The 26,646-nt window shown below is 61.9% G+C and carries 24 protein-coding genes; 13 read left to right on the forward strand and 11 right to left on the reverse strand.

Annotation, left to right across the window (positions count from 1 at the left end; genetic code table 11):
- Positions 1-35: 35 nt before the first annotated feature.
- The 3 genes from AC2444_RS33060 to AC2444_RS33070 all read left to right on the forward strand — a co-directional run bounded on the left by AC2444_RS33060 (position 36) and on the right by AC2444_RS33070 (position 3,509).
- Positions 36-1,499, forward strand: a complete 1,464-nt coding sequence (locus AC2444_RS33060; protein ID WP_128449738.1) for a phospholipase D-like domain-containing protein — start codon at positions 36-38, stop codon at positions 1,497-1,499.
- 93 nt (positions 1,500-1,592) lie between these two features.
- Positions 1,593-2,408, forward strand: a complete 816-nt coding sequence (locus AC2444_RS33065; protein ID WP_017996496.1) for an endonuclease/exonuclease/phosphatase family protein — start codon at positions 1,593-1,595, stop codon at positions 2,406-2,408.
- A gap of 210 nt (positions 2,409-2,618) precedes the next feature.
- Positions 2,619-3,509: a LysR substrate-binding domain-containing protein gene (locus AC2444_RS33070; protein ID WP_128449737.1), complete on the forward strand. Its 891-nt coding sequence runs from the start codon at positions 2,619-2,621 to the stop codon at positions 3,507-3,509.
- A gap of 7 nt (positions 3,510-3,516) precedes the next feature.
- Here the strand turns inward: AC2444_RS33070 and AC2444_RS33075 are convergent, their stop codons facing one another.
- Positions 3,517-4,422, reverse strand: a complete 906-nt coding sequence (locus tag AC2444_RS33075; protein ID WP_003553995.1) for a LysR family transcriptional regulator — start codon at positions 4,420-4,422, stop codon at positions 3,517-3,519.
- Positions 4,423-4,532: 110 nt separating this feature from the next.
- On the opposite strand from AC2444_RS33075, the gene AC2444_RS33080 reads away from it, so the two are divergent.
- Positions 4,533-5,363 carry an SDR family oxidoreductase gene (locus AC2444_RS33080; protein ID WP_128449736.1) on the forward strand — a complete coding sequence of 277 codons (831 nt, stop codon included), beginning with the start codon at positions 4,533-4,535 and terminating at the stop codon, positions 5,361-5,363.
- Between the two features lie 77 nt (positions 5,364-5,440).
- Here the strand turns inward: AC2444_RS33080 and AC2444_RS33085 are convergent, their stop codons facing one another.
- Both AC2444_RS33085 and AC2444_RS33090 read right to left on the reverse strand, forming a co-directional pair.
- Positions 5,441-7,066, reverse strand: coding sequence for a carboxylesterase/lipase family protein (locus AC2444_RS33085; RefSeq protein ID WP_128449735.1), 1,626 nt, complete (start codon positions 7,064-7,066; stop codon positions 5,441-5,443).
- 376 nt (positions 7,067-7,442) lie between these two features.
- On the reverse strand, positions 7,443-7,721 hold the full coding sequence (locus AC2444_RS33090; protein WP_128407619.1) for a hypothetical protein: 279 nt from the start codon (positions 7,719-7,721) through the stop codon (positions 7,443-7,445).
- Positions 7,722-7,942: 221 nt separating this feature from the next.
- Between AC2444_RS33090 and AC2444_RS33095 the strand changes: the two genes are divergently transcribed.
- The 8 genes from AC2444_RS33095 to pepT all read left to right on the forward strand — a co-directional run bounded on the left by AC2444_RS33095 (position 7,943) and on the right by pepT (position 16,218).
- Positions 7,943-8,665 (forward strand): FadR/GntR family transcriptional regulator, encoded by a 723-nt coding sequence (locus tag AC2444_RS33095; protein ID WP_003553952.1) that lies wholly within the window; start codon positions 7,943-7,945, stop codon positions 8,663-8,665.
- Positions 8,662-9,834 (forward strand): PLP-dependent transferase, encoded by a 1,173-nt coding sequence (locus AC2444_RS33100; protein ID WP_128449734.1) that lies wholly within the window; start codon positions 8,662-8,664, stop codon positions 9,832-9,834. Before AC2444_RS33095 ends, AC2444_RS33100 begins: the two co-directional genes overlap by 4 nt.
- Before the next feature lie 35 nt (positions 9,835-9,869).
- Positions 9,870-11,129, forward strand: coding sequence for an ABC transporter substrate-binding protein (locus tag AC2444_RS33105; RefSeq protein WP_003553948.1), 1,260 nt, complete (start codon positions 9,870-9,872; stop codon positions 11,127-11,129).
- A gap of 95 nt (positions 11,130-11,224) precedes the next feature.
- Positions 11,225-12,160, forward strand: a complete 936-nt coding sequence (locus AC2444_RS33110; protein WP_026157612.1) for a carbohydrate ABC transporter permease — start codon at positions 11,225-11,227, stop codon at positions 12,158-12,160.
- A gap of 4 nt (positions 12,161-12,164) precedes the next feature.
- Complete coding sequence (locus AC2444_RS33115; protein WP_003553943.1) at positions 12,165-12,995, forward strand: carbohydrate ABC transporter permease; 831 nt, start codon at positions 12,165-12,167, stop codon at positions 12,993-12,995.
- A 4-nt stretch (positions 12,996-12,999) separates the two neighbouring features.
- Entirely contained in the window at positions 13,000-14,058 is a 1,059-nt protein-coding gene (locus tag AC2444_RS33120) for an ABC transporter ATP-binding protein (RefSeq protein ID WP_017996489.1), read from the forward strand.
- A gap of 70 nt (positions 14,059-14,128) precedes the next feature.
- A complete protein-coding gene (locus tag AC2444_RS33125) occupies positions 14,129-14,881 on the forward strand; it encodes a metallophosphoesterase (protein ID WP_128449733.1) in 753 nt (250 codons plus the stop codon).
- A gap of 104 nt (positions 14,882-14,985) precedes the next feature.
- On the forward strand, positions 14,986-16,218 hold the full coding sequence (pepT, locus tag AC2444_RS33130) for a peptidase T (RefSeq protein WP_128449732.1): 1,233 nt from the start codon (positions 14,986-14,988) through the stop codon (positions 16,216-16,218).
- A 55-nt stretch (positions 16,219-16,273) separates the two neighbouring features.
- Here the strand turns inward: pepT and AC2444_RS33135 are convergent, their stop codons facing one another.
- The 5 genes from AC2444_RS33135 to AC2444_RS33155 all read right to left on the reverse strand — a co-directional run bounded on the left by AC2444_RS33135 (position 16,274) and on the right by AC2444_RS33155 (position 21,135).
- Positions 16,274-17,110 carry a cell wall hydrolase gene (locus tag AC2444_RS33135; RefSeq protein ID WP_128449731.1) on the reverse strand — a complete coding sequence of 279 codons (837 nt, stop codon included), beginning with the start codon at positions 17,108-17,110 and terminating at the stop codon, positions 16,274-16,276.
- A 220-nt stretch (positions 17,111-17,330) separates the two neighbouring features.
- Positions 17,331-18,371, reverse strand: a complete 1,041-nt coding sequence (locus AC2444_RS33140; RefSeq protein WP_128449730.1) for a sulfate/molybdate ABC transporter ATP-binding protein — start codon at positions 18,369-18,371, stop codon at positions 17,331-17,333.
- A gap of 10 nt (positions 18,372-18,381) precedes the next feature.
- Positions 18,382-19,254 (reverse strand): sulfate ABC transporter permease subunit CysW, encoded by an 873-nt coding sequence (gene cysW / locus AC2444_RS33145; protein WP_128449729.1) that lies wholly within the window; start codon positions 19,252-19,254, stop codon positions 18,382-18,384.
- A complete protein-coding gene (gene cysT / locus AC2444_RS33150; protein ID WP_003553931.1) occupies positions 19,244-20,101 on the reverse strand; it encodes a sulfate ABC transporter permease subunit CysT in 858 nt (285 codons plus the stop codon). Before cysT ends, cysW begins: the two co-directional genes overlap by 11 nt.
- Before the next feature lie 8 nt (positions 20,102-20,109).
- The gene (locus AC2444_RS33155; RefSeq protein ID WP_128449728.1) at positions 20,110-21,135 is read right to left on the reverse strand and encodes a sulfate ABC transporter substrate-binding protein; all 1,026 of its coding nucleotides are present in this window, start codon (positions 21,133-21,135) and stop codon (positions 20,110-20,112) included.
- 360 nt (positions 21,136-21,495) lie between these two features.
- Here AC2444_RS33155 and AC2444_RS33160 point away from each other — a divergent pair, with 360 nt between their 5' ends.
- Positions 21,496-22,512: a porin gene (locus AC2444_RS33160; RefSeq protein ID WP_128449727.1), complete on the forward strand. Its 1,017-nt coding sequence runs from the start codon at positions 21,496-21,498 to the stop codon at positions 22,510-22,512.
- A gap of 115 nt (positions 22,513-22,627) precedes the next feature.
- Here the strand turns inward: AC2444_RS33160 and AC2444_RS33165 are convergent, their stop codons facing one another.
- The 3 genes from AC2444_RS33165 to AC2444_RS33175 all read right to left on the reverse strand — a co-directional run bounded on the left by AC2444_RS33165 (position 22,628) and on the right by AC2444_RS33175 (position 26,552).
- Positions 22,628-23,083 carry a PTS sugar transporter subunit IIA gene (locus tag AC2444_RS33165; protein ID WP_128449726.1) on the reverse strand — a complete coding sequence of 152 codons (456 nt, stop codon included), beginning with the start codon at positions 23,081-23,083 and terminating at the stop codon, positions 22,628-22,630.
- 71 nt (positions 23,084-23,154) lie between these two features.
- Positions 23,155-23,847, reverse strand: a complete 693-nt coding sequence (locus AC2444_RS33170) for a response regulator transcription factor (protein WP_012763295.1) — start codon at positions 23,845-23,847, stop codon at positions 23,155-23,157.
- Positions 23,844-26,552, reverse strand: a complete 2,709-nt coding sequence (locus AC2444_RS33175) for a sensor histidine kinase (RefSeq protein ID WP_128449725.1) — start codon at positions 26,550-26,552, stop codon at positions 23,844-23,846. The genes AC2444_RS33170 and AC2444_RS33175 overlap by 4 nt, the downstream gene beginning before the upstream one ends.
- Between the last annotated feature and the right edge of the window lie 94 nt (positions 26,553-26,646).

Raw genomic sequence — 26,646 nt, forward strand, 5'->3', positions numbered from 1 at the left:
TGATCGCCGGCGTTTCGCGGCTATATTCGCCAGCGATGTTCTATCTCCTGTCGACCTACTGGCCGCATATCCTCTTTGTCGTTTCGATCGCCATGGGGGCTGCCGCGGCGATCCATGCCGCGATGACCAAGGAGGAGGTGCGCGCCGCGATTGGCTGGGTCGGCGTCATCATTCTGTCTCCGATCATCGGCGCGGTGCTCTATGCGATTGCCGGCATCAACCGCATCCGCCGCAAATCGTTGAGCGTGCGGCGCGACGCGCTGCTGCTTGCGGCCGAATTCGACGAACTCGAGACCTTCGATGCCGAGGCCGAGACGGTGATCAGCCAGTTCGGCCGCCGCTTCGCGGCGCTGCAGACGCTCGGCGACCGGGTGACGCGCAATCCGCTGACTTCAGGCAATACGATCGATGTGCTGGAAACCGGCGACGAGGCCTATGCGGCGATGAAGACCGCCATCGACGAGGCGGCGCGCAGCATCCTGCTCGAAACCTATATTTTCGACCGCGATGCGGTCGGCCTTCGCATCGCCGATGCGCTGATTGCGGCGGCCAGCCGTGGTGTGGAAGTCCGGGTGCTGATCGACGCGGTCGGCGCGCGTTATTCGGTGCCGAGCATTCTCGGCCATCTGAGGGAAGGCGGCGTCACCGTGGCCGTCTTCAACGGCAATGTCATCATGGGTTTACGGCTGCCCTATGCCAATCTGCGCACCCACCGCAAGATCCTGATCGTCGACGGGAAAATCGCGCTGACGGGCGGGATGAACATCAGGGCGGGTTTCAGCGAGGAGGCAACAGGCGAGAGCTTTGCCCACGACACGCACTTCTGCGTCACCGGCCCTGTCGTGGCCGACCTTTTCGACCTCGCCGCCGAAGACTGGCGCTTCTCGACGCAGGAGTTGTTGAACGACGTGCCCTGGCGCATCGAACCGCCGGAGCGCAGTCCCGGCGATCCCATCCTGATGCGCGTCGTCGCCTCCGGCCCGGATCGCAGCGTCGAGACCAACCACAAGATGCTGATGGGCGCCTTTTCCGTGGCGCGCCAGTCGATCCGCATCATGTCGCCCTATTTCCTGCCGGACCGCGAACTCATCAGCGCCCTGGTGACGGCGGCGCGGCGCGGCGTCGAAGTCGATATCGTCGTGCCCGCGCTCAACAACCTCGTGCTGGTCGACCGGGCGATGACGGCGCAGTTCGATCAGATCCTCAAGAATTACTGCCGCATCTGGCGCTCCACCGGCAGCTTCAGCCATTCGAAACTGCTGACGATCGACGGTACCTGGGCCTATGTCGGCTCTTCCAATCTCGATCCGCGGTCGCTGCGGCTGAATTTCGAGGTCGATCTCGAAGTGCTGAACGAGGGCTTCGCCGCCGAGATCGACGAGCACATCGAGGAAACCTTGAAAACCGCGACGCCCGTGACGCTTGAGGGGCTGCAGGCGCGACCCTTCCCGGTGCGGCTGCTTGAGAAGGTGCTGTGGCTAGGGTCGCCCTATCTCTGAAGGATTTTTTGTGATCGGACGTGGCAAGTCCGGCTTGCCCGCCTATACTGTTGAGACAAGCCTTTTCGATCAACGGAACAAGTGCGCCTGCCGATGCACGCCAGAAAAGACAGCCTTCCCGCCAGCATTCTCGCCTCGATCAGGAGCAGGAAAAAGCGGCTCGATGCAGCCTATACGGAGGCAAGGCCGCCCAGTGCGGGGACGCTGATCGCCTCCTACAACGTGCACAAGTGCATCGGCACCGACCGCCGCTTCGATCCGGAGCGCACCAGCCGCGTCATCCACGAAATCGGCGCCGACGTGATAGCATTGCAGGAGGCCGATACGCGCTTTGGCGAGCGCACCGGCATTCTCGATCTCGGGCGGCTGGAGCGGGAAACGGGACTGATCGCGGTCCCGATTGCCGGCATGGCGAAGGCGCATGGCTGGCACGGCAATGTCGTGCTCTTCAAGAAGGGGCTGGTGCATGACGTGCATCAGGTCAAGCTGCCGGGGCTGGAACCGCGCGGCGCGCTGGTTGCCGAGATCGAACTCGAGAAGGGCGGGGTGCTGCGCATCATCGCCGCGCATTTCGGGCTGCTGCGCCATAGCAGAGCCCAGCAGGCGCGCATGCTGGTCGAACTGATCAACGACAGGCACGAGATGCCGACCATCCTGCTCGGCGACCTCAACGAATGGCGGCTCGGCGACCGGTCTTCGCTCAACACCTTTCAATCCGCCTTCGGACCACTGCCGCCCGCCGTCCCGAGTTTCCCCGCCGGCCTGCCGCTTCTGGCGCTCGACCGCATCATCGCCAACCGCAAGGGGATCATCTCGGAGGTGGAAGCACATGATACGCCGCTCGCGCGTATCGCCTCCGACCACCTGCCGATCAAGGCGCTGATCGATCTGGAACCGGTTGCGGGTTGATGTCATGGCGACAGCGGGTGCTGTCGCCGTTGTCACTTCGGCCGGCGCTTTCACTCAGCCATGGCTGAAACGTCACAAGCCGGATGGCGTTCAAGATGATCTCGAATATCCGCTTGCGCATCGATATCTCTCCTTCGCAATCATATGCCGCCCCTTGCCTCGCGCCTTCAAACGAGCTTATCGTCAGCCTCGAATGACTTGAGGTTATGGATGAAGCGCGGACGCCTGCCATTGACGGCTTTGCGGAGTTTCGAGGTCGCCGGCCGCCTCGAGAGCTTCACGCTGGCGGCGCAGGAGCTGTTCATCTCGCAGGCGGCGGTCAGCCGGCAGATCCGCGAGCTGGAGACGTTGCTGGGCGAAGCGCTCTTCGAGCGCTGCCATCGCGGCGTCCATTTGACCGCATCGGGCAACAAGCTGCTGGCGATCCTGACGTCATCCTTCGACCGGATCGACGAATCCCTGGAAGAAATCCGCAGCCGACCGGCGAGGGCAGCGCTGACGATCAGCGTGGAACCTTCCTTCGCGGCGTGCTGGCTCGTTCCCCGCCTGCCGGAGTTTCGCGAACGGCATCCTGAGATCGACGTGACGATCGACGCCGATTCACGCCTGGTCGAGTTCCGAGGCGGACAGGCCGAGATCGCCATCCGCCACAGCGCCAGCGTGACCGCCTGGCCGAGGACGGAGAGCGGGCATCTCGCCGATGTCAGGATGGTGCCGGTCGCGGCACCTGCGCTGCTCAAGGGAGGGCCAGCGATCGACCGCCCGGAAGACATGCTCTGTCATACGCTGTTGCATGAGGAGACCCGCGACGTGTGGTTCCGCTGGTTCGAGATGGCAGGCATCGCCATGCCGGAAATCGCGCGGGGGCCGGTCTATGCCGATGGCGGGCTGGTCATGCAGGCGGTCCTGCGCGGGCAGGGCATAGCACTGATGGACGATATCTTCGCCGAGGAAGAGATCAGGGCGGGCCGGTTGCTTCGCCTGTCTGACCTTGCCGTTGCCCACGGCGCCTACTGGCTGGTCGCGCGCAGTTGTGAACGTCTCGCTCCGCCTGCCTCGTTCTTTGTCCGCTGGATCAACTCCCGGATCGAAACCTTCTGAAGGCGGCCTATCTGCCGTGACGCTCGACCTCGGTCAGCACCGTGATGAAGGCCCGCAAACCCTGCGGCACGTGACGGTGGCCGGGATAATAGAGACAGAGGCCCGGAATGGCAGGACACCAGTCGTCCAGCACCGTGACGAGCGCGCCGCTTTCGAGAAACGGCCGGGCGGTGCGATCCGAGACATAGGCGATGCCGAGCCCCTTTGCCGCCGCCTGCGCCATCAGCTCGACATGGTCGAGCGTCAGCACGCCCGGAACGTCGACGGCAATCTCGTGGCCGTGTTTTTCGAACTCCCAGCGGAAGAGCTTGCCGCTTGGCAGCCGGAAGCGGATGCAGGCGTGGGTCTTTAATGCGTCCGGTGTCTGCGGCGCCGGATGCGCTGCCAGATAGGCCGGCGAAGCGACGGCAACAAAGCGGGTATCTCCGCCGAATTCCACCGCGATCATATCGAGCGGCACCGCCTCGCGAAGCCTTATGCCGGCATCGAAACCGTCGGCAACGACATCGACGAGCCGATTGTCGGTGACGAGATCGAGCGACATGTCGGGATAGCAGGTGAGAAAGGTCGGGACAGCGGCATCGAGCAGCACCCGCGCGGCGATCTCGCTGGTATTGACCCGCAACGTGCCGCTGGGATGGCCGCGGAATTCGTTGACCTCCTCAAGCGCCAGATCGAAATCCCTGAACAGTGGCGTCAGACGGGTAACGAGGCGCTCGCCGGCCTCCGTCGCCGCCACGCTGCGGGTCGTCCGGTGGAGAAGCCGAACGCCCATATTGGCTTCGAGCGAACGCATCATATGGCTGAGCGTCGAAGGCGACAGGCCCAACTCGTCGGCAGCCTTGCGGAAGCTGCGATGGTTGACGATAGCAGACAAGGCTCTCAGATCGGCAAGGCTCGGCTTGTAATTCATGGCTAGAATTCACCAACTCATGCAGCATTCGACGGATAGAAGCAGGAATAGGCTTATCTATCTTTACCTTCAAGAGCAGCCGCAATGCCGCGGCATGAAAGGTAAAGACAATGGGAAAGACATGGATGATTACTGGCGCCTCCTCCGGTTTCGGGCGCATCATGACCGAAAAATTGCTGGCGCGCGGCGATCGCGTCGCGGCGACAGTGCGCAAGCCGGCAGCGCTCGATGATTTGAAGTCGCATTACGGCGACAACCTCTGGATCGCGACGCTTGACGTCAGCAATGATGGGGCGGTGCGCTCGGTCGTCGACGCCGCTTTTGGAGCGATGGGCCGGATCGACGTCGTCGTCAGCAATGCCGGCTACGGCCTGTTCGGTGCTGCCGAAGAGGTCAGCGACGAACAGATCCGCCATCAGATCGATACCAACCTGGTCGGCTCGATCCAGGTGATCCGGGCAGCATTGCCGCATATGCGGGCGCAGGGCGGCGGCCGCATCCTGCAGGTGTCTTCGGAAGGCGGGCAGATCGCCTATCCGAATTTCAGCCTCTATCACGCGACCAAATGGGGCATCGAAGGCTTCATCGAAGCCGTTTCGCAGGAGGTCGCCCCCTTCGGCATCGAATTCATCATCGCCGAGCCAGGTCCGGCGCGGACCGATTTTGGCCGCGGGCTGGTCGCGCCGCGGCCGATGAAAGCCTATGACCCGACGCCGGCCGGCGACATCCGCCGCGCTATCGCCGACGGCAGGTTCGAGGCCAAGGGTGACCCCGTCAAGATGGCGCAGGCGATGATCGAGGCTGCCGAACAACACTTGGCTCCGAAGCGGCTGGCGCTTGGCGCCGGCAGCTATGCCTCGATCCGCAAGGCGCTGGTCGAGCGGTTGGCTGAACTCGACGCCTTCAAGGAGGTGACGATTTCAGCCGATGTCGATGCCTGATCGGGACCAGCAAATGCTCCGCCGGTGCCGGTTGGTCGATGTCGTCAGGCGCCGTATGTCCCATCCTGCAAATCTCGTTAGAGAGCGCCCGCCGCCTGCAGCAGCTTGCGATCGAGATCGACTGACACGCGGGACTGCTTGTCGAGAACCATGGTCGCAGGCTTGACGGTTGTGTAGGCCGGCCAGTCGGGCAAGCCCTCGGCGCTCGGCTTGCCGTTGCGCGCGAAGTTGACCCAGGCCTGGCTCACCTTCCTGGAAAGCGCCAGGGCGTCGCTCCCACCACCGGTCGACGTCTTGACCAGAGCGGCGTTCGCAAACACGTAGGGCAGTTCCGAGCAATGCCAGGCCATGGCAATCCCATCCAGGACCGGTGACTCGTAGGCGAACATGTAGGAGTAGACAGGAGCCCCGTTCTGCTTCGCCTTCAGGTCGAGATCACGGATGGCTCCCGGCCGGAAGCGCAGATCCAGGAAATAGGCGTCGGCGATCTTTTTCTCGGGGTAGGCCGCCATGAATGCCTTGCCGACCGCGTCGGATTTGTCGGCGAAGCGCTCCTTCAGCTTGGCCTCGGACTTGTCTTCGTCCCAGTTGTTCTTGTTGTCGGCAAGAAGCTCGCCCGCCTTGTGATTGATCACCGTCTCGAACTCGTTGAGGGTGTTTCCGACCATCAGCGGAATGTCCTTGGCCTGGTCAACCCACTCTGTCCCGACGGGGTTCACCGGAATGTAGTCCCCGTCCTGAACAGGTGCGTAGCGGGCGTCTTTTGCGCCTTGGGCGGTCGCGTCCTTGATGGCCTTGTCGGCCGCGGCAAGGAGATCGTAGTAGTCGACGTCGGCAAGCTTGTCGATTTCCTCAGCCTTGAGACCGAGGTTGGCAAGCGTCAGTTCGGCCACCTTCCGCGAGGATGCCTGATCGACGACGGAATCGCTCCGGGAGCCGCTCTGAACGATGGCCTTCTGGAAGAGGCCCTTCGCCGAAGGCGTCCCCATCAAGGCGCGCACCTTGTAGCCGCCGCCGGACTGGCCGAAAATCGTCACGTTGCCGGGATCGCCGCCGAAGGCCGCGGCATTGTCGTGGACCCACTTCAGCGCGGCGACGAGATCGGTGACGCTGGCATTGCCCGTCCGTTTGTATTTCTCTCCGTAAGCGGAAAGATCGAGGAAGCCGAGCACGTTGAGCCGGTGGTTGAGGGTGACGACGACGACATCACCGTCCTTGCTCAGATTGTGGCCGTCATACGAGGTCAGTTCGATGCCTGAACCATTGGTGAAGCCGCCCCCATGGATCCAGACCATGACCGGCCGTTTCTTTCCGTCGTTGATCGCCGGCGTCCAGATGTTCAGGAACTGGCAGGCTTCGCTCATCGGCAGATAGCGGTGCGGATTGAAGAGTTCGTCGCCGGCCACTTCCTTCATGCGGGGGATAAAGCAGTTCTCGCCATGGGTGACCGCGGGGCGGATGCCTTTCCAGGGCGCGACCTCTTCCGCCGGCATGAAGCGGTCGGCATGTGCATAGGGGACGCCAAGATAGCTAAAGATGCCATCGTCGAGTGCGCCGACGAGACTGCCCTTGTTGGTTTCGACGACCGTCTTGCTCTGCGAAGCAACAAACTCTTCGGCGAGAGCGGGCGCGCCGACAATAGAAGCCGTCATCGCCGATAGCGCGGATATCAAAGTGCAATAATATAGAAACGTCCTTTTCATCAACTTATCCTCTTGTCGTTGATTGTAAGTTCAAAAGTCCGACGGCCGCCATCCCCGGCCGTCGGTGACTAACTAGGTCGGCGCCGACGCTTTTTCACGCCACGGTCAGACTGTTTGCCGGAGAGAGGATCATGCCGGAGGGTTGGACGAGTCTTTCTTGCCGACCGGCCACCAATGAACAGGAGATCTGACGCCGGGCGGGCCGCTTCCACGCGGTTTGGTCCCGCCGGACGTCGAGCGTCTTGAGCATGCCTGACGGAACACCATCGGCGCCTGGGTGGTGGCGATTGGGCAACATTATCCGCACAGGTGATCACACGGCGAGATAAGCCGAGATCCCGCCGCTTGCCAGGACCGCGCTAGCATCCGCCACTTGTCAAAAAGATGACGAAGGGACCACGCCGATCGTTGGGACGGGTGGTTTGTGCTCCGGCATCTTGTTTCCTTGCTCGTCGCCGGCGCTCAGGGCCTCGCGCACTTCATCCTCTTCCCAACCCGCCTCGACGGCGGAAGCCACGAGCGTTTCAATTTTCTCGGTTTCCGAGTTGTGCGATATCTCATCGAGGCGGCGTCTGGCGGTCTCGAGACACTGACGAAGGTTCGAAGCGCGGCTGGCGTCGTTACGGTCGTAGCTTGGCGATGCGACGTAGGTCATTTGAAAGCTCCCTGCTGATCGACAGGAACACCTGAAGAGAGAGGCGGTTCCACTGCGTGCCCGCGGTAAGCGCCGCGCTGAAACCATTTCGGAGGTGCAAAGGGAATTGTGGAGCGGCCGGCCGACCAACAAACACCCCTTGACGTCTTTCCATCTTTGAGAAATGCTAAGATGTCAGACCAATTCTAGACGTCGGCTGCCTGATAAGAAAATGGGGAACCATGAAGGCAAATAGCAGCGACAGGCCGGTGATCCGGCCGCTTCCAGTCATGGACCGCGCGCGTCAGGTGACCGATGCGCTGGCGGATTATGTCGAGGAAGCCAGGTTGAAGGCGGGCGATAGGCTTCCGGCCGAGCGCGAGTTGATGGCAGCCCTTGCCGTCGGCCGCTCGACCATTCGCGAGGCGATCCGCCACTTTCAGGCGCTCGGCGTCATCGAGACGCGTAAGGGCAGCGGCACCTATTTGCTGAAACCGGTTTCCAGGGCGACGATCCACATGCCGCTCTCTTTCGACACGGTTCATCTGCGCGACGTGCTGCTGCAGACGCTGGAGGTTCGACGCGGCATCGAATGCGAGGCGGGCATGGTCGCGGCCCGGCGGCGCACGAACACAGACCTCGTCGTCATCGAGGAAAAGCTGGACGCGATGGAGCGGGTGCACTTGGAGAAGGGTACCTCCGGGCCGGAGGATCTGGCCTTCCATCTCGCTGTCTACGACGCCACCCACAATCCGCTGTTTCGCCAGCTTCTCGAGCAGATGCGCGAGACCTTCGAGCGCTTCTGGGAGCATCCGTTCGACCGCCAGGATTTCGCGCGCCGGTCCTTTCCCTTTCACCGCACCCTTTTCGATGCGATCGCTGCCGGGGATCCCGAGGCGGCGCGCGCCGAAACATTGAAAATTCTCGATATCGTCGAGGAAGACATCAAGGAAATGTCCAAATGAGCAACGGCTCTGAACCGTTCGATCTTGCTTCCCTCATCACGGCGCACGACGAAGGCAACTTCGCTGACGCCGTCGTGCCGCCGATTTTCCAGACCTCGCTTTTCACCTTTTCCGATTATGACGACATGATCGCCTCTTATCGCGGCGAGAGGGTGCGGCCGATCTATACGCGCGGCCTGAACCCGACGGTGCGTGCCTTCGAAGAAATGCTCGCCAAGCTCGAAGGTGCCGAGGATGCGCTGGGTTTTGCAAGCGGCATGGCGGCGATCTCATCGGCGGTCCTAAGCTTCGTCGAGCCGGGTGACCGCATCGTTGCCGTCAAGCATGTCTATCCCGATGCCTTTCGCCTGTTCGGCACCATCCTGAAGCGGATGAAGATCGAGGTGACCTATGTCGACGGACGCGACGAGGAGGCGGTCGCCAAGGCGCTGCCCGGCGCCAAGGTCTTCTACATGGAAAGCCCGACGAGCTGGGTAATGGAGGCGCATGACGTCGGCGCGCTCGCAGCACTCGCCAGACAACATGGCGCCGTCTCGATGATCGACAACAGCTGGGCAAGCCCGTTCTTCCAGCGGCCGCTGACGCTCGGCGTCGATCTCGTCATCCATTCAGCCTCGAAATATCTCGGCGGCCACAGCGATGTGGTGGCCGGCGTCATCGCCGGCTCGAAGGCGATGATCGCGCGTGTCAAGGCCGAGGCCTATCCCTATCTCGGCGGCAAGCTTTCGCCGTTCGACGCCTGGCTGCTGATCCGCGGGTTGCGCACGCTGCCGCTGCGCATGAAAGCCCACGAGGCATCGGCGCTTGAAATCGCCAGGCGCCTTCAGAAGCTCGGCGTGGTGGAGACGGTCTGCCATCCGGGGCTCGCCAACCGTCTGCCCACTGGCCTCATCGGCACCTCGGGCCTGTTTTCCTTCATATTCCGCGACGGCGTGGATATCCGTGCCTTCGCCGATCACCTCAAGCTCTTCAAACTGGGCGTAAGCTGGGGTGGACATGAAAGCCTGATCGTACCGGGCGAGGTGGTGCTCCAGCAGAAAGCACAGCCGAATTCCGCACATGCCTTCGGCATCCATGCGCGATCCGTACGTCTCCATGTCGGCCTCGAAGGAACCGAGGCTTTGTGGAGAGACATCGAGGAGGCGCTCGCCGCCGCCTCACAATCCTGAAACCCGAGAGAAACCTAATAAGGGGGAACTGAGCCATGAAAAAACTAATAATCTCGACGATCTTTGCTTCGATGATGGCGGGCACGGCCTTTGCCGATACGACGCTCAAGCTTGTCGAAGTCATCACCAGCCCGGAGCGCACCGAAACGCTGAAATCGATCGTCGGCAAGTTCGAAGCCGCCAATCCCGGCACCAAAGTCGACATCATCTCGCTGCCCTGGAACGAGGCGTTCCAGAAGTTCGCGACTATGGTGTCTGCCGGCGACGTGCCCGATGTGATGGAAATGCCCGATACCTGGCTGTCGCTTTATGCCAATAACGGCATGCTCGAGAGCCTGGAGCCCTACCTTGCAAAGTGGGAGCACACCAAGGAGCTGACGCCGCGCGCACTCGAACTCGGCCGCGACGTCAAGAACACCGCCTATATGCTGCCCTACGGCTTCTATCTCAGGGCGATGTTCTACAACAAGAAGCTGCTTGCGGAAGCCGGCGTCGCCGCGCCGCCGAAGACGATGGAAGAATTCACCGCCGCTTCGGAGAAGGTTTCCAAACTGTCCGGCAAATACGGCTACTGCATGCGCGGCGGAGCGGGCGGCCTAAACGGCTGGATGATCTTCGCCGCCTCGATGGCCGGCTCGAACAAGTATTTCAACGACGACGGCACCTCGACGATGAACAGCCCCGGCTGGGCCAAGGGCATCGAATGGATGGTCGATCTCTACAAGAAGGGCTATGCGCCCAAGGACAGCGTCAACTGGGGCTTCAACGAGGTCGTCGCCGGCTTCTATTCTGGCACCTGCGCATTCCTCGATCAGGATCCGGATGCGTTGATCGCCATTGCCGAACGCATGAAGAAGGAGGATTTCGGCGTCATGCCGCTGCCGAAGGGGCCTGACGGCAAGTCCTTCCCGACGATCGGCTATGGCGGCTGGTCGATGTTCACCACCAGCGGCAACAAGGATCTCTCCTGGAAGCTGATCGCCACGCTCGAAGGGCCGGAAGGCAATATCGAGTGGAACAAGCGCATCGGCGCCCTGCCGGCCTATACGGCGGCCGAGAAGGATCCCTTCTACGCCGGTGACCAGTTCAAGGGCTGGTTCGAGGAACTGGCCGACCCGAACACGGTACCAACAGTCATGCCGACCTATCTCGAGGAATTCGCCTTCTTCAAGGATTCGCTGGCGATCAAGACCTCGCAACAGGCGATGCTCGGCGATATCTCGGCGAAGGATCTGGCCGACCAGTGGGCGGAATACCTCACCAAGGCGCAGCAGAAGTTCCTCGCCAAGAAATAAGCGACGGACTGACGGCGGCGGCCTCGAAACAGGCCGCCGCCGCTTTTTTGATGACACAGACGGCGCAGAACGCCGCGAACGGGACCTTTTGGCTGATGACCATTTCCGCCGATACGCTCGACATGCGTCGCGACCGCAGACCATGGCTGCGTCGCGTTGCCGATGCTTCGGAGCCCTATCTCTACAGCGCGCCGTCGCTGATCCTGATCATTGCGGTGATGCTGGTGCCGCTGACGGTCGGCATTTCCTACGCCTTCCGCGATATCCAGCTGCTCAATCCGTTTTCCGGCGGCTTCGTCGGGCTCGATCATTTCCGCGAGCTTTCAGGCGACGCCGCCTTCTACGGGGCGCTGCGAAACACGCTATGGTGGACCGGCGCCTCCGTCGTCCTGCAGTTCGTTTTCGGGCTGATCCTGGCGCTGCTGCTTGACAAGCCGTTCAAGGGCCGGGCAATCGCCCAGGCGCTGGTCTTCCTGCCCTGGGCCGTGCCGTCCTTTCTTGCCGGCCTCAACTGGGCCTGGCTGTTCAATCCCGTCATCGGGCCGATCCCGCACTGGCTCTTCGCCCTTGGGCTGATGCATGAGCCGGGCAATATCCTCTCCGATCCCAACTATGCGATGTGGGGGCCGATCGTCGCCAATGTCTGGTGGGGCATTCCCTTCTTCGCCATTACCCTGCTCGCCGCCTTGCAGGCGATCCCGCGCGATCTCTATGAGGCGGCGTCGATCGACGGCGCCGGCTGGTTCCAGCGGTTCCGCTCGATCACCCTGCCGTTTCTGGCGCCAACGATCGCCATCACCGTCCTGCTGCGCACCGTGTGGATTTCCAATTTCGCCGATCTCATCGTCGTCATGACCAATGGCGGGCCGGCAGACCGAACGCAGATCGTCGCCAGCTATATCTTCACGACAGCCTTCAGGCGGCTCGATTTCGGTTATGCCTCGGCGATCGCGCTGGTGCTGCTCGTACTGCTGCTTGCCTATTCGATGCTGATCATCCTGCTCCGGCAGACGCTGCTGAACAAGGATTGAGATCATGAGACGATCCGTCATTCCCACCATCGCACACCGTCTGGCGATCCTCTGCTACATCGCCTTCGCGCTCTTTCCGCTGTTCTGGCTGCTCAAGGTCTCGGTGACGCCGAACGACCTGCTCTATAGCGAGGGCGTGCGCATGTGGCCGTCGCGCACGACTTGGGATCATTATGCCTTTGTCCTGCGGCACAGCGCCTTTCCGACCTTCTTCAAGAACAGCCTGATCGTCTCGGCCTCGACGGCCATCACCGTGACCATCTGCGCCTCGCTGTCGGGGTATGCGCTTTCCCGCTTCAATTTCCGGGCAAAATACTGGATTGTCGCTCTGATGCTGCTGACCCAGATGTTCCCGCTGGTCATGCTGGTCGCGCCGATCTTCAAGATCCTGTCGCCGCTGCATCTGACCAACAGCCTGACCGGGCTCGTCATCGTCTACACCGCCTTCAACGTGCCTTTCGCCACGTTCCTGATGCAGTCTTTCTTCGACGGCATCCCAAGGGATCTCGAAGAGGCGGCGAAGATCGACGGCGCGACGCAGTTCACGGCATTTCGCCAGATCATCCTGCCGCTGACGCTGCCGGGGATCGCCGCCACACTCGGTTTCGTCTTCACCGCCGCCTGGAGCGAGCTGCTCTTCGCGCTGATGCTGATCAACGGTAATGACGCGGCGACCTTCCCCGTCGGCCTTCTTACCTTCGTTTCGAAATTCTCGGTGGATTTCGGGCAGATGATGGCGGCGGGCGTCATGGCGCTCATTCCGGCCGGCCTCTTCTTCCTGCTCATCCAGCGCTATCTCGTCCAGGGCCTGACGGCCGGCGCGGTCAAGGGTTAAACAAATGGCATCGATCGATATCCGGAATATCCGCAAAGCCTATGGCCATGTGCAGGTGCTGCACGGCGTCAACCTGGAAATCCAGGACGGCGAATTCGTCGTGCTCGTCGGTCCGTCCGGCTGCGGCAAGTCCACGCTGCTGCGGATGATCGCCGGGCTTGAGGAGGTCACATCAGGCGAGATCCGCATCGCCGGCAATAGGGTCAACGAGTTGCATCCCAAGGACCGCGACATCGCCATGGTGTTCCAGTCCTACGCGCTTTACCCGCATATGAATGTCGCCGGCAATATGAGCTACAGCCTCAGGCTGCGGAAGGTGGCGAAGGAGAAGATTGCAGGCGCGGTCGCCGCGGCTGCCGCAAAGCTCGGCCTCGATCCGTTGCTCGAACGCAGGCCGAAGGCGCTTTCCGGTGGCCAGCGACAGCGCGTCGCCATGGGCCGCGCCATCGTGCGCCAGCCCAAGGCCTTCCTGTTCGATGAACCGCTGTCCAACCTCGATGCGCGCCTGCGCGAACAGATGCGCGCCGAAATCAAGAAACTGCATGGCGACCTGAAGGCGACCTCGATCTACGTGACCCACGACCAGATCGAGGCAATGACGCTGGCGGACCGGATTGTCGCCATGCATGGCGGAGTGGTCCAGCAGGTCGGCGGTCCCCTGGAACTCTACGACCGCCCCGCCAATCTCTTCGTTGCCGGCTTCATCGGCTCGCCTGGGATGAATTTCCTCGAGGCCACCTACGATGCCGGCGGCGTGAAGCTGAAGGACGGCACGATCGTGCCGCTTGCAAAGCCTTTGCCGCTTTCAGACGGCGCAAAGGTGACGCTCGGCATCCGGCCGGAGCATGTGCTGATGAGTGACGGCGGGGCGGGGCTTGCCGCGGATGTGGAACTCGTCGAACCGACAGGCTTCGGCATCATCCTGCACCTTGCCCTGCATGGTCTGCCGTTCAAGATCTTCACGCTGAACCGCGAAGCGCTGAAGGCAGGTCCCAAGGTCAATGTGGCCTTCCCGGCTCAATATCTGCATGTGTTCGACGGCGAGGGAAAACGCGTCGATTGAACGGTTAGGCCGGTAGCCCGATGCTGTCGGTTTCGGCATAGTGTCTCCGGCAGGGGCGGGGAGGCAGAACATGCTCGTTGCGCAGATTTCCGATATCCATGCGGGGCCAGACCTTTCGTCGCTGCGGACGCTGGAGCGAGCGATAGGCTGGCTGAAAACGTTCCGCCCGGATGTGCTTGTTGTCACCGGAGATCTGGTAAACGACCGATGGCGGCACGGCTATCGCCTTGTCGCCGAAAACCTGCGGTCGCTGGACTGCCCCGTCCATCTGTTGCCGGGCAACGGTGACGATGTGCAATTGATGCGCTCCGAACTTGTCGCTGTCGGCACGGGGATCAATGCGACGGGACCGATGCATTTCCGGACAGCCGTCGATGGGCTGACCCTCTTCGGTGTCGATGTGACCGTTGCCGGTCAGAGTTACGGCGACGTCCTGCCGCACCTGCCATGGCTGACGAGCGCGCTTGCGGATGTGACGACGCCCTCCCTTCTCTTCATGCATCAGCCGCCGTTGCGGATCGGCATCGAGGTGCTGGACCAGGTCGGATGCAGAAACGGCAGTGCGCTTCTCAGCACCCTGAAGACGATGCACAGGCTACCGCTGGCGATTCTCTGCGGCCATGTTCACCGACCCGCTTTTGGCCGGCTGGGATCGATGACTGTCCAGACCTGCGGCTCCCTTTGCCCGCCCAATCCGCTTCTGCTGGACGGCCGTGCCGATCTTTCGGTGATCGACGCTCCGTCCTTCCTCATGCATGAGGTCAGCGACGGCAGGCTGGTTTCACATGTGGTCTCGGTTCCGATATCAGACAGGGGCGCATGAAAGGGATTGCACGATCATTCCTCACGTGCTGCGAGCGGAAAAATCTTTTGCCGCATCGCCCATGAGGGCTATATCGTCCGTGTGATCTTGCTGGATTGGATGCCATGACCGACACTGTTCTCGACCGCTTTCTCCGTTATGTCGTTATCGACACGCAATCCGACCCTACCTCGTCGACGCAGCCGACCACCGGCAAGCAGAAGGATCTCGGCCGCGTTCTGGTCGATGAACTGCTGAAGATCGGCCTTGCGGACGCGCATCTCGATGAATACGGCTATGTCTACGCGACCATTCCGGCCAATAGCGACAAGACGGTGCCGGTCATCTGTTTCTGCTCGCACATGGATACGGCACCCGATTTCAGCGGCACTGATGTCAAGCCGCAGATCATCAGGAATTTTGCCGGCGGCGATATCAAGCTTGCCGGCGACACCGGCCGGGTGATCCGCGTCAGCGATCATCCCGAACTGCAGAACCAGATTGGCAATGATATCGTCACGACCGATGGAACGACATTGCTCGGCGCCGACGACAAGGCCGGACTGGCCGAAATCATGACCGCGGCTCAGATACTCGTCGGCAATCCAGATATCAGGCACGGGACGATCAAGATCCTGTTCACGCCCGACGAGGAAGTCGGGCGCGGCGTCAACAAGGTCGACCTGAAGAAACTCGGTGCCGACTTCGCCTATACGATGGACGGCGAGACGGCCGGCCATATCGAGGATGAGACGTTTTCGGCCGACGGCGTCGAGATCAGCATATCAGGTGTGGCGATCCATCCCGGCTTTGCCAAGGGCCGCATGGAAAACGCCATCAAAATCGCTGGCGCCATCATCGACCGGCTGCCGAGGGATATTGCCCCCGAGACCACGGAAGGCCAGCAGGGCTTCATCCATCCCACAGGCGTGACCGGTTCGATGGAGAAGGCGTCGCTGAGCTTTATCATCCGTGATTTCACCGACAAGGGTCTCACGGAAAAGGAATCGATGCTCGAAGGCATCGTCAAGGACGTGATGGCTGTCTATCCCGGCTCGACCTATCATTTTGAGGTGAAGGAGCAGTATCGCAACATGAAGGTGGTGCTCGATCGTCACCCGGAGATCGTCGACAACGCGATCGAAGCGGTGCGCCGGGCCGGCATGACGCCGGTGCGCGGCAGCATCCGCGGCGGCACCGATGGCTCGCGTCTTTCCTTCATGGGGCTGCCGTGCCCGAACATCTTCGCCGGCGGCCACGCCTTCCACTCGCCGCTCGAATGGGTGAGCCGCCAGGACATGGAAAAGGCGGTGAAGACGATCGTGGAACTGGCGAGGGTTTGGGAAGAGCGCGCCTAAAACAAGTCCAGCAAAAGCGCGCTTCCATCTAACTCATACCGGAACGGCGGTTGGTTTAACCGCCGTTCGCTGGAAGGCTTTCACGCAGCATCACGCTGTCATAGGCGGGCCGGGGGATAGGGATCGCAATGGGCATTCCCGGCTCGGGCTCGACCGATATTACCGGGGATGTTTCCGGCGCGGTCACCGGCGCCGTGATCCGCATCTGCCCCGTGCTCGCCGTCGCCATGGGGTCTGGCGCCGGGAGAGGAACGGGAACCGCCGAGGGTATCAGGGCCTCGAATTGCGGCGGCAGCATGCTTTCGCCGGGCACATAGTTCATCGCCACCTCGTAGGAGGGCAGCGGCGGCGGCGTTTCAAGCATGCCGTTGGAGTCGCGCTTCTCGTAGAAGGCGTTGCCGCCGGCAACCGTCACATAGTGCATGTTGTCGTACGGGAATTTCAGCCCATCGGTGTGGAAGAACATCGCGTCCTTCACCGCAGGATGGCGTGCGCCTTTAACAAGGATTGCATCGGCCGCGCTGGCAAGCTCGGTTTCCGCCTGCGGCTTGACTTCGCGCGTCATCACGCCGGGCGCGAACTGCCGTTTCTGGGCCACCACGCCGCAGATCGACGTCGGATAGGCGCCGGAGGTGAGCCTGTTCATGACCACGGTCCCGACAGCCATGTAGCCGTCCTTGTCCGAATGCAGCGATTCGAAATACATCGCGCGCTGCAGGCACTCGCGGTCTTTGGCCGTATAATTGAACGTGACTTTCGCCGCTTGGCCCGGCTTCGTCTTGCTGTTCGCCGCCGTTGCCGCCGGTTTCGATGTCGTTGTGCAGCTTGCAGCTGCCAGTCCCACGAACAAAATCCCGATCAGGGATTTTCCAAAGGAAATCTCCGCCCTCAACGCCAGGTGCCTCCTATGGGATTAGTCCAGCCCTTATGGTTAAGCGTAAACGTTTTACTCGTCATATGACTGAAATACAAACAACCTTAGATAACAAAAACCTTAAGGGACTCTCGCCAAATACGATTCCGGCGATGGCCTTCTGCATAATCCCCTAAATCGGAATCGATTTAGGGATAAATGGTGCAGGAATTCAAGGTGTTAGCGTCACCAATCCCCATCAGCTGCGGAACAGTTTCCAGCGGGTCGGCTTGAAGGCTACCCGGTTGCGGTCAAGCCTGTCGGCCTCGCTCGGTGGCAATTCGATCTCGATATGCGGGCGATCATTGCCGATATCCAATTCGATATGGCGGGTGCCTGCCACGCGGCGGCTGGAGACCGGCTGGCCGGCGATACAGTTTTCAGCTGATTCGCAAAGCCTGACGTCGTGCGGGCGGAAATAGAGCTGCGCCGCGCCATCCGGCTCGCCTTCGGCATTGAGGCCGAGCGAGCGACCTTCGAAGCGAATGTCGCCGTCTGATATCTCGACCTGCAGGCAGTTCGACTGGCCGATGAAGCCGAAGACGAAGGGAGAATTGGGATTGTCGTAAACCTGGTCCGGCGTGCCCACTTGTTCGATCGCGCCCTGGCTCATGACGACGACGCGGTCGGCAAGCTCCAGCGCCTCATCCTGGTCGTGGGTGACGAAGACTGTGGTATGTCCGGTGCGATCGTGGATATCGCGCAGCCATTTGCGCAGGTCCTTGCGCACCTGGGCGTCGAGCGCGCCGAAGGGTTCGTCGAGCAGCAGCACGTTCGGCTCGACGGCCATGGCGCGGGCGAGCGCCACACGCTGGCGCTGGCCGCCGGAAAGCTGGGCTGGGTAGCGTTTTTCGAGACCCGAAAGCTGGACAAGGTCGAGCAGTTCCAGCGCCCGCCTGCGGATATCGGCCTTCGGCGGCCGCCGCGCACTGTTTCTGACCTTCAGGCCGAAGGAGACGTTTTCGAGCACCGTCATGTAGCGGAAGAGAGCATAGTGCTGGAAGACGAAGCCGATATTGCGCTGCTGCACTGATTTCTTCGAGGCATCCTCGTCGCCGAAGAAGATCAGCCCCTCCGTCGGGCTTTCGAGGCCGGCGATCAGCCGCAGCAATGTCGTCTTGCCGGAGCCCGATGGACCGAGCAGTGCGATCAGCTCGCCGGAGCGGATGTCGAGCGAGACATCGTGCAGCGCCGGAAAACGATCGAATTCCTTGCGAATGTTTTGAACGCGTACTTCCATTCCAAATCCTTCAGTGCCGCCGGCTGGCGGCGATTTCGGCGCTATAGCGCATTTCCAGCAGCGTCTTCAAAACAAGAGTCACGAGCGCGAGCAAGGCCAAAAGCGTGGCGACGGCAAAAGCGCCGGTGAAATTATACTCGTTATAGAGAATTTCCACCTGCAGCGGCATGGTGTTCGTCTGGCCGCGGATGTGGCCCGACACCACCGAAACGGCGCCGAATTCGCCCATGGCGCGGGCGTTGCAGAGAAGCACGCCGTAGAGCAGGCCCCATTTGATGTTCGGCAGCGTCACGTGCCAGAAGGTCTGCCAGCCGCTGGCGCCGAGCGAAAGGGCTGCCTCCTCGTCGGCCGTTCCCTGTTCCTGCATCAGCGGGATCAGCTCGCGGGCGACGAAGGGGAAGGTGACGAACATGGTGGCGAGGATCAACCCCGGCACGGCGAACAGGATCTTGATGTCGTGAGCGCTGAACCACTGGCCGAGCCAGGTATTGGCGCCGAACAGCAGAACGAAGACCAGGCCCGATATGACGGGCGAGACCGAGAAGGGCAGGTCGATCAGCGTCGTCAGGAACGCCTTGCCCTTGAACTCGAACTTGGCGATCGCCCAGGCGGCAGCAACCCCGAAGACGAGGTTGAGCGGCACGCTGACGCCGGCAACGATCAGTGTCAGGCGGATCGCCGAGAAGGTCTCGGCGTCCGCGAGCGCCTGGAGGAACGGGCCGGCCCCCTTGCGGAAGGCCTCGACGAAGACGGCTGCGAGCGGCAGAAGCAGGATCAGCAGCAGGAAGACGAGCGAGAGGATGATCAGGCTGAAGCGCGCGATCCTGTTTTCGGTGGTCACCGAACGCAGCATCGTTGGTTGAGCGGTCGCATCAAGCGCCATAGCCGTACCTCCGCCTGCTCCAGCTCTGGATGAGATTGATGACGAGCAGCATGGCGAACGAGATGATCAGCATGATCGCCGCAATGCCGGTCGCTGCCGCATAATTATACTCTTCGAGCTTGATGATGATCAGCAGCGGCGCGATCTCCGATTTGAACGGCAGGTTGCCGGCGATGAAGATGACCGAGCCGTATTCGCCGACGCCGCGGGCAAAGGCCAGCGCAAAGCCGGTGAGCACGGCGGGCGCCAGCCCCGGCAGCAACACGCGGAAAATCGTCTGGAAGCGATTGGCGCCGAGCGTTGCCGCGGCCTCCTCCACTTCCTTGTCGATCTCCTCCATGACCGGCTGCACGGTACGCACCACGAAGGGCAGGCCGACGAAGATCAGCGCCACGACGATGCCGGTAGGCGTAAAGGCGATCTTGATGCCGAGCGGCGTCAGGAACTGGCCGATCCAGCCGTTCGGCGCATAGAGCGTCGTCAGTGCGATGCCGGCAACGGCGGTCGGCAGCGCGAAGGGCAGGTCGACCATGGCATCGATGATGCGCTTGCCGGGGAAGCGGTAACGCACCAGCACCCAGGCGAGAATGATGCCGAAGACGGCATTGACGATCGCGGCGATGAAGGCGCTGCCGAAGCTTATGCGCAACGCGTTCAGCGTGCGCGGATCGAGCGCGATCGACCAGAATTTCTCCCAGCCGAGCGCGCTCGAGCGGACGGCAAGGCCCGAGAGCGGGATGAGGATCAGAAGGGTGAGCCAGGTCAAGGTAAAGCCGAGCGCCATTCCGAAACCCGGAATGACGCTCGGCCGTTTGAACCGCCACCGCGTGGGGCTATGTGCTTTCATGAAGTCTATTATTGGGCCGGCTTGTAGATTTGGTCAAATACGCCGCCGTCGCCGAAGAATTTAGGCTGTGCGTCCTTCCAGCCGCCGAAGTCGTCGATGGTCGCCAGCGTCAGCTTCGGGAAGCGGGCGATGTCAGCCGGATCGGCGGCTTCCGGCTCGGTCGGCCGATAGTAGTGCTTGGCGGCGATCTTCTGGCCTTCGTCCGAATAGAGGTAGTTGAGATAGGCTTCGGCGACCTTGCGCGTGCCCTTCTTGTCGACATTGCCGTCGACGACGGCGACCGGCGGATCGGCGCGGATGGAGAAGGTCGGTGTTACGATCTCGAACTGGTCGGGACCGAGCTCTTCGAGCGAAAGATAGGCTTCGTTTTCCCAGGCGAGCAGCACATCGCCGAGGCCGCGCTGGACAAAGGTGGTCGTGGCGCCGCGAGCGCCGGTGTCGAGAACCGGGACGTGCTGCAGGAGTTTCGCAACGTATTCCTGCGCCTTGGCTTCGTCGCCGCCATTTGACTGCTTGGCCCATGCCCATGCGGCAAGGAAGTTCCAGCGCGCGCCGCCCGATGTCTTAGGATTCGGGGTGATCACCTGCACGTCGTCCTTGACCAGGTCTCCCCAATCCTTGATGCCTTTCGGGTTGCCCTTGCGCACGAGGAAGACGATCGTCGACGTATAAGGCGTCGAATTGTTGGGGAACTTGGTCTTCCAGTCGGCCGGGATCTTGCCGGTCGCCTTGGCGATGGCGTCGATATCGCCTTCGAGGGCAAGTGTCACGACATCGGCGTCGAGACCGTCGATGACCGAGCGGGCCTGGGCGCCGGAACCGCCATGCGAAGCCTGGATCGTCAGGGTTTCACCATTGTCCTTTTGCCACTTGGCGGCAAAGGCGGCATTGAAATCCTTATACAATTCGCGGGTCGGATCGTAGGAAACGTTAAGAAGCGTCTGATCTGCGAATGCCGGAGCAATGCTTCCGATCGCGAAGCTGCCTGCCATGACCGCAGCTGCGATGAGCCGGGTGAGCCGTTGTGTCTGCATGGGGAACCCTCCTGTTTTCTGCCTTAACTCTATCAACTCAGTCGTATAATGAAACAAAGGTTCTTCCGGTTCCGGCGTGGCTGTTAGAATGCCATTCCATTTAAGCGGCAATTTGGAAATGGACGTGCCGAAGTTGGCCGCGGCCAATTGGTCGCTGGGCGCTGCCTGCCGTGGGGCCGTGTTTTTTTGGCCACAGTTCCTCCACGAAAACGACATGGTGATGCAGATTTTTGCCAAGATTTTGCCGCGATGACACTTGCGGATTCCTATATGGCTCCCGTGCGGTCGTATTCGCCGACTGCTACGCGGGGGTACCCTTGAAGTGCGCCTCGCATTCCAAACCTGTTAGGGCCATTCAAAATGAATATCAGAACTATCCTCTTTGCCTCCGTTGCCGCCCTTGCCGCGGCCTCCGGAGCCCGCGCAGCCGACGCCATCGTGGCGGCGGAACCCGAGCCCGTGGAATATGTTCGCGTTTGCGACGCCTACGGTACCGGCTATTTTTATATTCCGGGGACGGAAACATGCCTTTCGATCGGCGGTTATATCCGTACCGAAGTGCGCTTCGGTCAGCAGATATCCGGCGATTCCGACGTAGACTTCTGGACTCGTGGTCAGGTCACCTTCCAGACCAAGAACGACACCGAGTACGGTACGCTCACCGGCGTCATCACGCTGCGTTACAATGCCGACAATGCCTCCGATCAGGAAGCATTGCTCGATGAAGGCTATCTCGACATTGCCGGTTTCCGCGCCGGTAAGCTGTACAGCTGGTGGGATGACGACATGAGCGGCGAGACCGATACGCTCGCCAGCAACGAGACGACCCACAACTCGATCCGTTATCAGTACGAGAATGGCGCTTTCGCGGCCGGCATCTCGGTCGACGAACTCGAAGAAGTCTACGCCACCAAGCCGGGCGACGGCCCGAACAACTTTGGTGTCGCAGGCCAGGTCTCCTACAAGGCCGGCGCCATCAGCGCTTACCTGCTTGCCGGTTACGACACCGACACCAGCGAAGTCGCTGTCCGCGGTATCGTTTATGCCGACATCGGCCCGGGCACGCTCGGCATTGCCGGCGTATGGGCAAGCGGCGCCAACTACTACTACGAAGAGTCCGAATGGACGATCGCAGCAGAGTATGCCTTGAAGATCAACGACAAGTGGTCGGTCACCCCGGGCTTCCAGTACTTCGAAAACATTGCTCTCGAGGCTGACGGCAACGGTTTCACCGGCGGCAGCGCCTACACGACCGGTGTCACCATCGACTACCAGATCGTCGAAGACCTGCGTTCGAAGCTCAGCGTGCAATATCACGATGAGGACGAAGGCGACGACGAAGTGTTCGGCTTCCTGCGCTTCCAGCGCGATTTCTAAGATAGTCTGATTGCAGACGAGCGGGCGCGGCCTTCGGGCCGCGCCTTTTTTTATGATGCCGAAACGTGTGAGCGGTTTTCGGACGACATCATGCTCCCGCTATTCAATTTGGACGTCATACCCGTGAATCGGCGATGAAATCGGAATAGTATTCGTCGACCGTTCGTGCCTTGCGCATGGCGACAAGCGTGCCGTCCGATTGCAGCCGCCTGGCGATCGCAGAAAGCACGTTCAGATATTCGCCGCGATTGTTTTCCCCGAAGAGCAGCACGAAGGCGATATCCGTCGGGATATCGTCGATCGCCTCGAAATCCAGCGGATGGGCAAAGCGGAGGAGAAGGCCGCGCGGGCTGGTCATGCCGTCGATTGCCGCATGCGGGACGGCGATGCCGTTGCCGATCCCCGTCGAGCCGAGCTTCTCACGCGCTTCGAGCGCCTTCAGGATGGTCTGGCCGTCGACGGAGAAAGCCTTGGCGGCCTTGTCTGCGATGGTCTGCAGCGCGCGCCATTTCGTCGGCGCCGACACGCCGATGAAGGTGTGTTCCGGGCGGATGATGTTGGGAAGGTTCATGTCATTCTCGATACTGTTCGGCTCGATACTGCTCGGCTCGATAGTGTTCCGGCAGCGGGAGGGAAGGGAGTTCAATCCGGTTCCCTGAGCCGGTAGCCAACGCCGGTCTCGGTGGTGATATAGTGCGGCTGGTCGGGAATCTGCTCGACCTTTTGCCGCAGCTGCCGGACATAGACGCGCAGATACTGCACATCCGCCGCCGGCCCCCATACCTGCTTTAGAAGAAACTGGTGTGTCAGCACCTTGCCGGCATGCTGGGCGAGCACGCGCAGGATGTCATATTCCTTCGGCGACAGCTTTATTTCCGCGCCTTCGACCTTGACGATGCGCTTGACGAGATCGATCGACAGCCCGCCGGTCTGGAAGATCGCCTTTTCGCCCTGTTGCTGCAGGCGGTGGCGCAGCGCCACGCGGATGCGGGCGCCGAGTTCGTTGATGCCGAAGGGCTTGGTGACGTAATCGTCGGCGCCGCTTTCCAGCGCCTTGACGATACCGGCCTCGTCGGTGCGGCTGGACAGAATGACGACCGGCATGGAAAGCCCTTCGTCGCGCCACACCTGCAGCAGGTCGTGGCCTGATGTGTCGGGCAGGCCGAGGTCGAGCACGATGAGGTCGGGCATGTCGTCGGCGACCGACTGACGGGCGGCGGCGGCGTTCGGCGCCTCGCGCACCTCGTAGCCCTGCGCGGTCAGGCCGACGCGGAGCAGCTTGCGGATCGGAGGCTCGTCGTCGACGACGAGGATCTTGACGGCTGAACCGGTCATCGGAGTTCATCCAGTTTCGGAATGTCGTTGGGTTTCGGCAGGCGGATGGTGAAGACGGCGCCCGGACGGCCCGTCCGGTTGCCGGCGGTGATCGTGCCGCCCATCGCATCGATGAAGCCGCGGCAGATGGAAAGGCCAAGCCCGGTGCCGGCGCGCACCTGATCGCCCTTGCGCACGCGGTAGAAGGTGTCAAAGACGCGGGAGAGATCGGTCGGCGGAATGCCTGGGCCTTCGTCCGAAATCTGCACGACGACGTTGTCGGCATCGGCCCAGCCCTCGATATGGATCACCGATTGCTCGGGCGCATATTTCGCGGCATTGTCGAGCAGGTTGAAGATCACCTGCTCGAAGAGGACGGGATCGACGCGCACCATCGGCAGGTCGGCGGGAATACTCATCTCTGTCTTGTGGCCGTCGAGGATCTTTGCGGCACGGCGAAGTGCGCTGCCGACGATATCGCCGGCATAATGCAGTGCCGAGTTCGGTTCCATCGCGCCGGATTCGATCTTAGTCATGTCGAGCAGATTGGCGATGAAGCGGTTGAGGCGTTCGGATTCGTCGATGACGGTCGACAGCAGATCGCTGCGATCCTCCGCCGGCATCGAGGCGAAATAGTCGCGCAGCGTGCCGGCGGCGCCGAGGATGGCGGCAAGCGGTGTCTTCAGGTCGTGCGAGATCGATGTCAGCAGCGCCGAGCGCAGCCGGTCGGCTTCGGCCCCAAGTCTTGCCCGGTCGACATCGGCGACGAGCTGCACACGTTCGATGGCAAGGGCCGCCTGGTCGGCGAGCGCATCGAGCAGCCGCTGTTGCTCCGGCGTCAGCAGCGGCCCGTCGCGGCGGTCGCTGTCGAGGCCGATGACGCCGACGGCGGTGCGCCCGGTTCGGAGCGGCACATAGAGGCGCTTGGCGCCGGGCAGGGTATCGGCGCCGCGGCCGGCGGCGTGGTTGTGCTCCCAGGCCCAGCGGGCGGCGGCGATATCGGCATCGTCGAGCGTATCATCAGGCGGATAACCGGCCTTGACGGCGATGCTGCCCTCTTCCGGCAGCAGCAGCACGACGCGGACCTTCAGCATCGAGGCAAGCTGGAAGGCGGTTGCCCAGAGCACGTCATCGAGCGTGCCGGTGCCGGCGAGCTTTTTCGAGAAGAGATAAAGGTCTTCAGTCGTGCGCGCCCGCTGGCGGGCGGCGGCGGCCTGGCGCTGCACGGTTGCAGTCAGGTTGCTGGCGATGATGGCGACGCCCAGGAAGAAGAAGAGCGCAAGTACGCTTTCCGGATCGCTGATCGTCAGCGTGTAGCGCGGCGGCAGGAAGAAGAAGTTGAAGGACAGCGCGCTGAGGATGCAACTGTAAAGGGCCGGCCGCAGGCCGTGGAGGACGGCTGAGGTCAGCACGGCCATCAGAAAGACGAGGGCGAGGTTGCGCACGTCGAGCACCTGGTCGAGCACGACGCCGACGGCGAGCGCGATGGCGACATAACCGGTCGCCAGCAGATAGGCCCTGAGATCCAGTGGCGGCGGGGTGGCCGCCGCCCTCACGCCGCGCGTGGTGGTGCCGTCCTTCTCATTGCCGGAAATGACATGGACGCTGATCTCGCCGGCCCTGCGGATCAGCTCGTCGGTGATCGAGCGGCCCCACCAGTCCCGCCATGTCGGCTTCTTCGGGGCGCCGATGACGATATGGGTGACGTTGTTGGCAGTGGCGTGGCCGACGAGCTCTTCAGCCACCTCGCGACCGGGAAGGGTAATCGCCTCGCCACCGAGCTGCTCGGCGAGGCGCAGCGTCGCGGCGACGGAATCGCGTTCGGCTTCGGTCAGATTGATCGAGCGGTTGGTCTCGATATAGACGGCGGCCCATGGCGCACGCAGCCGCGAGGCCATGCGGGCGGCGTAACGCACCAGCGAAGCGGAACGTGAATGGTGGTCGACCGAAACGAGCACCCGCTCGCCCGCCGCCCATGGGCCGGAAATTGCATGGGCCTGCATATGGGAAAGCAACTGGTCGTCGACGCGCTGGGCGGTCTTGCGCAGCGCAAGTTCTCTGAGCGCCGTCAGGTTGCCAGGCGTGAAATAGTTGGTCAGCGCCCGCTCGGCGGTGCGCGGCATGTAGACCTTGCCGTCATGCAGGCGCTTGATCAGATCATCCGGCGTCAGGTCGATGATCTCGATGTCGTCGGCAAGGTCGATGATCGAGTCCGGCACAGTCTCGCGCACGCGGATGCGGGTGATCTGCGAGACGACGTCGTTCAGGCTTTCGACGTGCTGGATGTTCAGCGTCGTATAGACGTCGATACCGCGATCGAGCAATTCCTTGACGTCGAGATAACGCTTCGGATGGCGGCTGCCCTCGGCATTGGTGTGGGCGAGTTCGTCGACCAGCACGAGATCAGGCCGGCGGGCAAGGATGCCGTCGAGGTCCATTTCCTCGAGCGCCCGGCCCCTGTAGCTGATTTCGACGCGAGGGATGATCTCGAAGCCGGGGATAAGCGCTTCGGTCTCCTTGCGGCCGTGGGTCTCGACGACGCCGATGACGACATCGAGACCGTCGGCGATCTTGGCACGGCCGGAGACGAGCATCTCGTAAGTCTTGCCGACACCGGGGGCGGCTCCGAGAAAGATCTTCAGACGGCCGCGCGTTTCAGCCCGGGCTTTTTCGAGAAGCGCATCGGGCGAGGGCCTGCCGGCCTGGTCGCGACTGTCGTCTGGCATGCGTATGGTCTTTCTGCAGATGGCTGCCGAGGACGGGCGCTATATCTTCCTATCCTTCGCCCCTCCGGTTAGCGCAGCGATGGGAAGAAAAAGG

It is taken from the genome of Rhizobium sp. WSM1328, assembly GCF_057653715.1.

Bases quoted from the DNA above. Each gene is read 5' to 3' on its own strand.
- AC2444_RS33170 (WP_012763295.1), bottom strand. From the start codon at position 23,847: ATGACCGGTTCAGCCGTCAAGATCCTCGTCGTCGACGACGAGCCTCCG.
- AC2444_RS33165 (WP_128449726.1), bottom strand. From the start codon at position 23,083: ATGAACCTTCCCAACATCATCCGCCCGGAACACACCTTCATCGGCGTG.
- AC2444_RS33155 (WP_128449728.1), bottom strand. From the start codon at position 21,135: ATGCAGACACAACGGCTCACCCGGCTCATCGCAGCTGCGGTCATGGCA.
- AC2444_RS33125 (WP_128449733.1), top strand. From the start codon at position 14,129: ATGCTCGTTGCGCAGATTTCCGATATCCATGCGGGGCCAGACCTTTCG.
- AC2444_RS33075 (WP_003553995.1), bottom strand. From the start codon at position 4,422: ATGAATTACAAGCCGAGCCTTGCCGATCTGAGAGCCTTGTCTGCTATC.
- AC2444_RS33085 (WP_128449735.1), bottom strand. From the start codon at position 7,066: ATGAAAAGGACGTTTCTATATTATTGCACTTTGATATCCGCGCTATCG.
- AC2444_RS33100 (WP_128449734.1), top strand. From the start codon at position 8,662: ATGAGCAACGGCTCTGAACCGTTCGATCTTGCTTCCCTCATCACGGCG.
- AC2444_RS33110 (WP_026157612.1), top strand. From the start codon at position 11,225: ATGACCATTTCCGCCGATACGCTCGACATGCGTCGCGACCGCAGACCA.
- AC2444_RS33065 (WP_017996496.1), top strand. From the start codon at position 1,593: ATGCACGCCAGAAAAGACAGCCTTCCCGCCAGCATTCTCGCCTCGATC.
- AC2444_RS33115 (WP_003553943.1), top strand. From the start codon at position 12,165: ATGAGACGATCCGTCATTCCCACCATCGCACACCGTCTGGCGATCCTC.
- AC2444_RS33120 (WP_017996489.1), top strand. From the start codon at position 13,000: ATGGCATCGATCGATATCCGGAATATCCGCAAAGCCTATGGCCATGTG.
- cysT (WP_003553931.1), bottom strand. From the start codon at position 20,101: ATGAAAGCACATAGCCCCACGCGGTGGCGGTTCAAACGGCCGAGCGTC.
- AC2444_RS33060 (WP_128449738.1), top strand. From the start codon at position 36: ATGTTCTATCTCCTGTCGACCTACTGGCCGCATATCCTCTTTGTCGTT.
- AC2444_RS33080 (WP_128449736.1), top strand. From the start codon at position 4,533: ATGGGAAAGACATGGATGATTACTGGCGCCTCCTCCGGTTTCGGGCGC.
- AC2444_RS33105 (WP_003553948.1), top strand. From the start codon at position 9,870: ATGAAAAAACTAATAATCTCGACGATCTTTGCTTCGATGATGGCGGGC.
- AC2444_RS33090 (WP_128407619.1), bottom strand. From the start codon at position 7,721: ATGACCTACGTCGCATCGCCAAGCTACGACCGTAACGACGCCAGCCGC.
- AC2444_RS33070 (WP_128449737.1), top strand. From the start codon at position 2,619: ATGAAGCGCGGACGCCTGCCATTGACGGCTTTGCGGAGTTTCGAGGTC.
- AC2444_RS33140 (WP_128449730.1), bottom strand. From the start codon at position 18,371: ATGGAAGTACGCGTTCAAAACATTCGCAAGGAATTCGATCGTTTTCCG.
- AC2444_RS33160 (WP_128449727.1), top strand. From the start codon at position 21,496: ATGAATATCAGAACTATCCTCTTTGCCTCCGTTGCCGCCCTTGCCGCG.
- AC2444_RS33175 (WP_128449725.1), bottom strand. From the start codon at position 26,552: ATGCCAGACGACAGTCGCGACCAGGCCGGCAGGCCCTCGCCCGATGCG.
- AC2444_RS33095 (WP_003553952.1), top strand. From the start codon at position 7,943: ATGAAGGCAAATAGCAGCGACAGGCCGGTGATCCGGCCGCTTCCAGTC.
- cysW (WP_128449729.1), bottom strand. From the start codon at position 19,254: ATGGCGCTTGATGCGACCGCTCAACCAACGATGCTGCGTTCGGTGACC.
- pepT (WP_128449732.1), top strand. From the start codon at position 14,986: ATGACCGACACTGTTCTCGACCGCTTTCTCCGTTATGTCGTTATCGAC.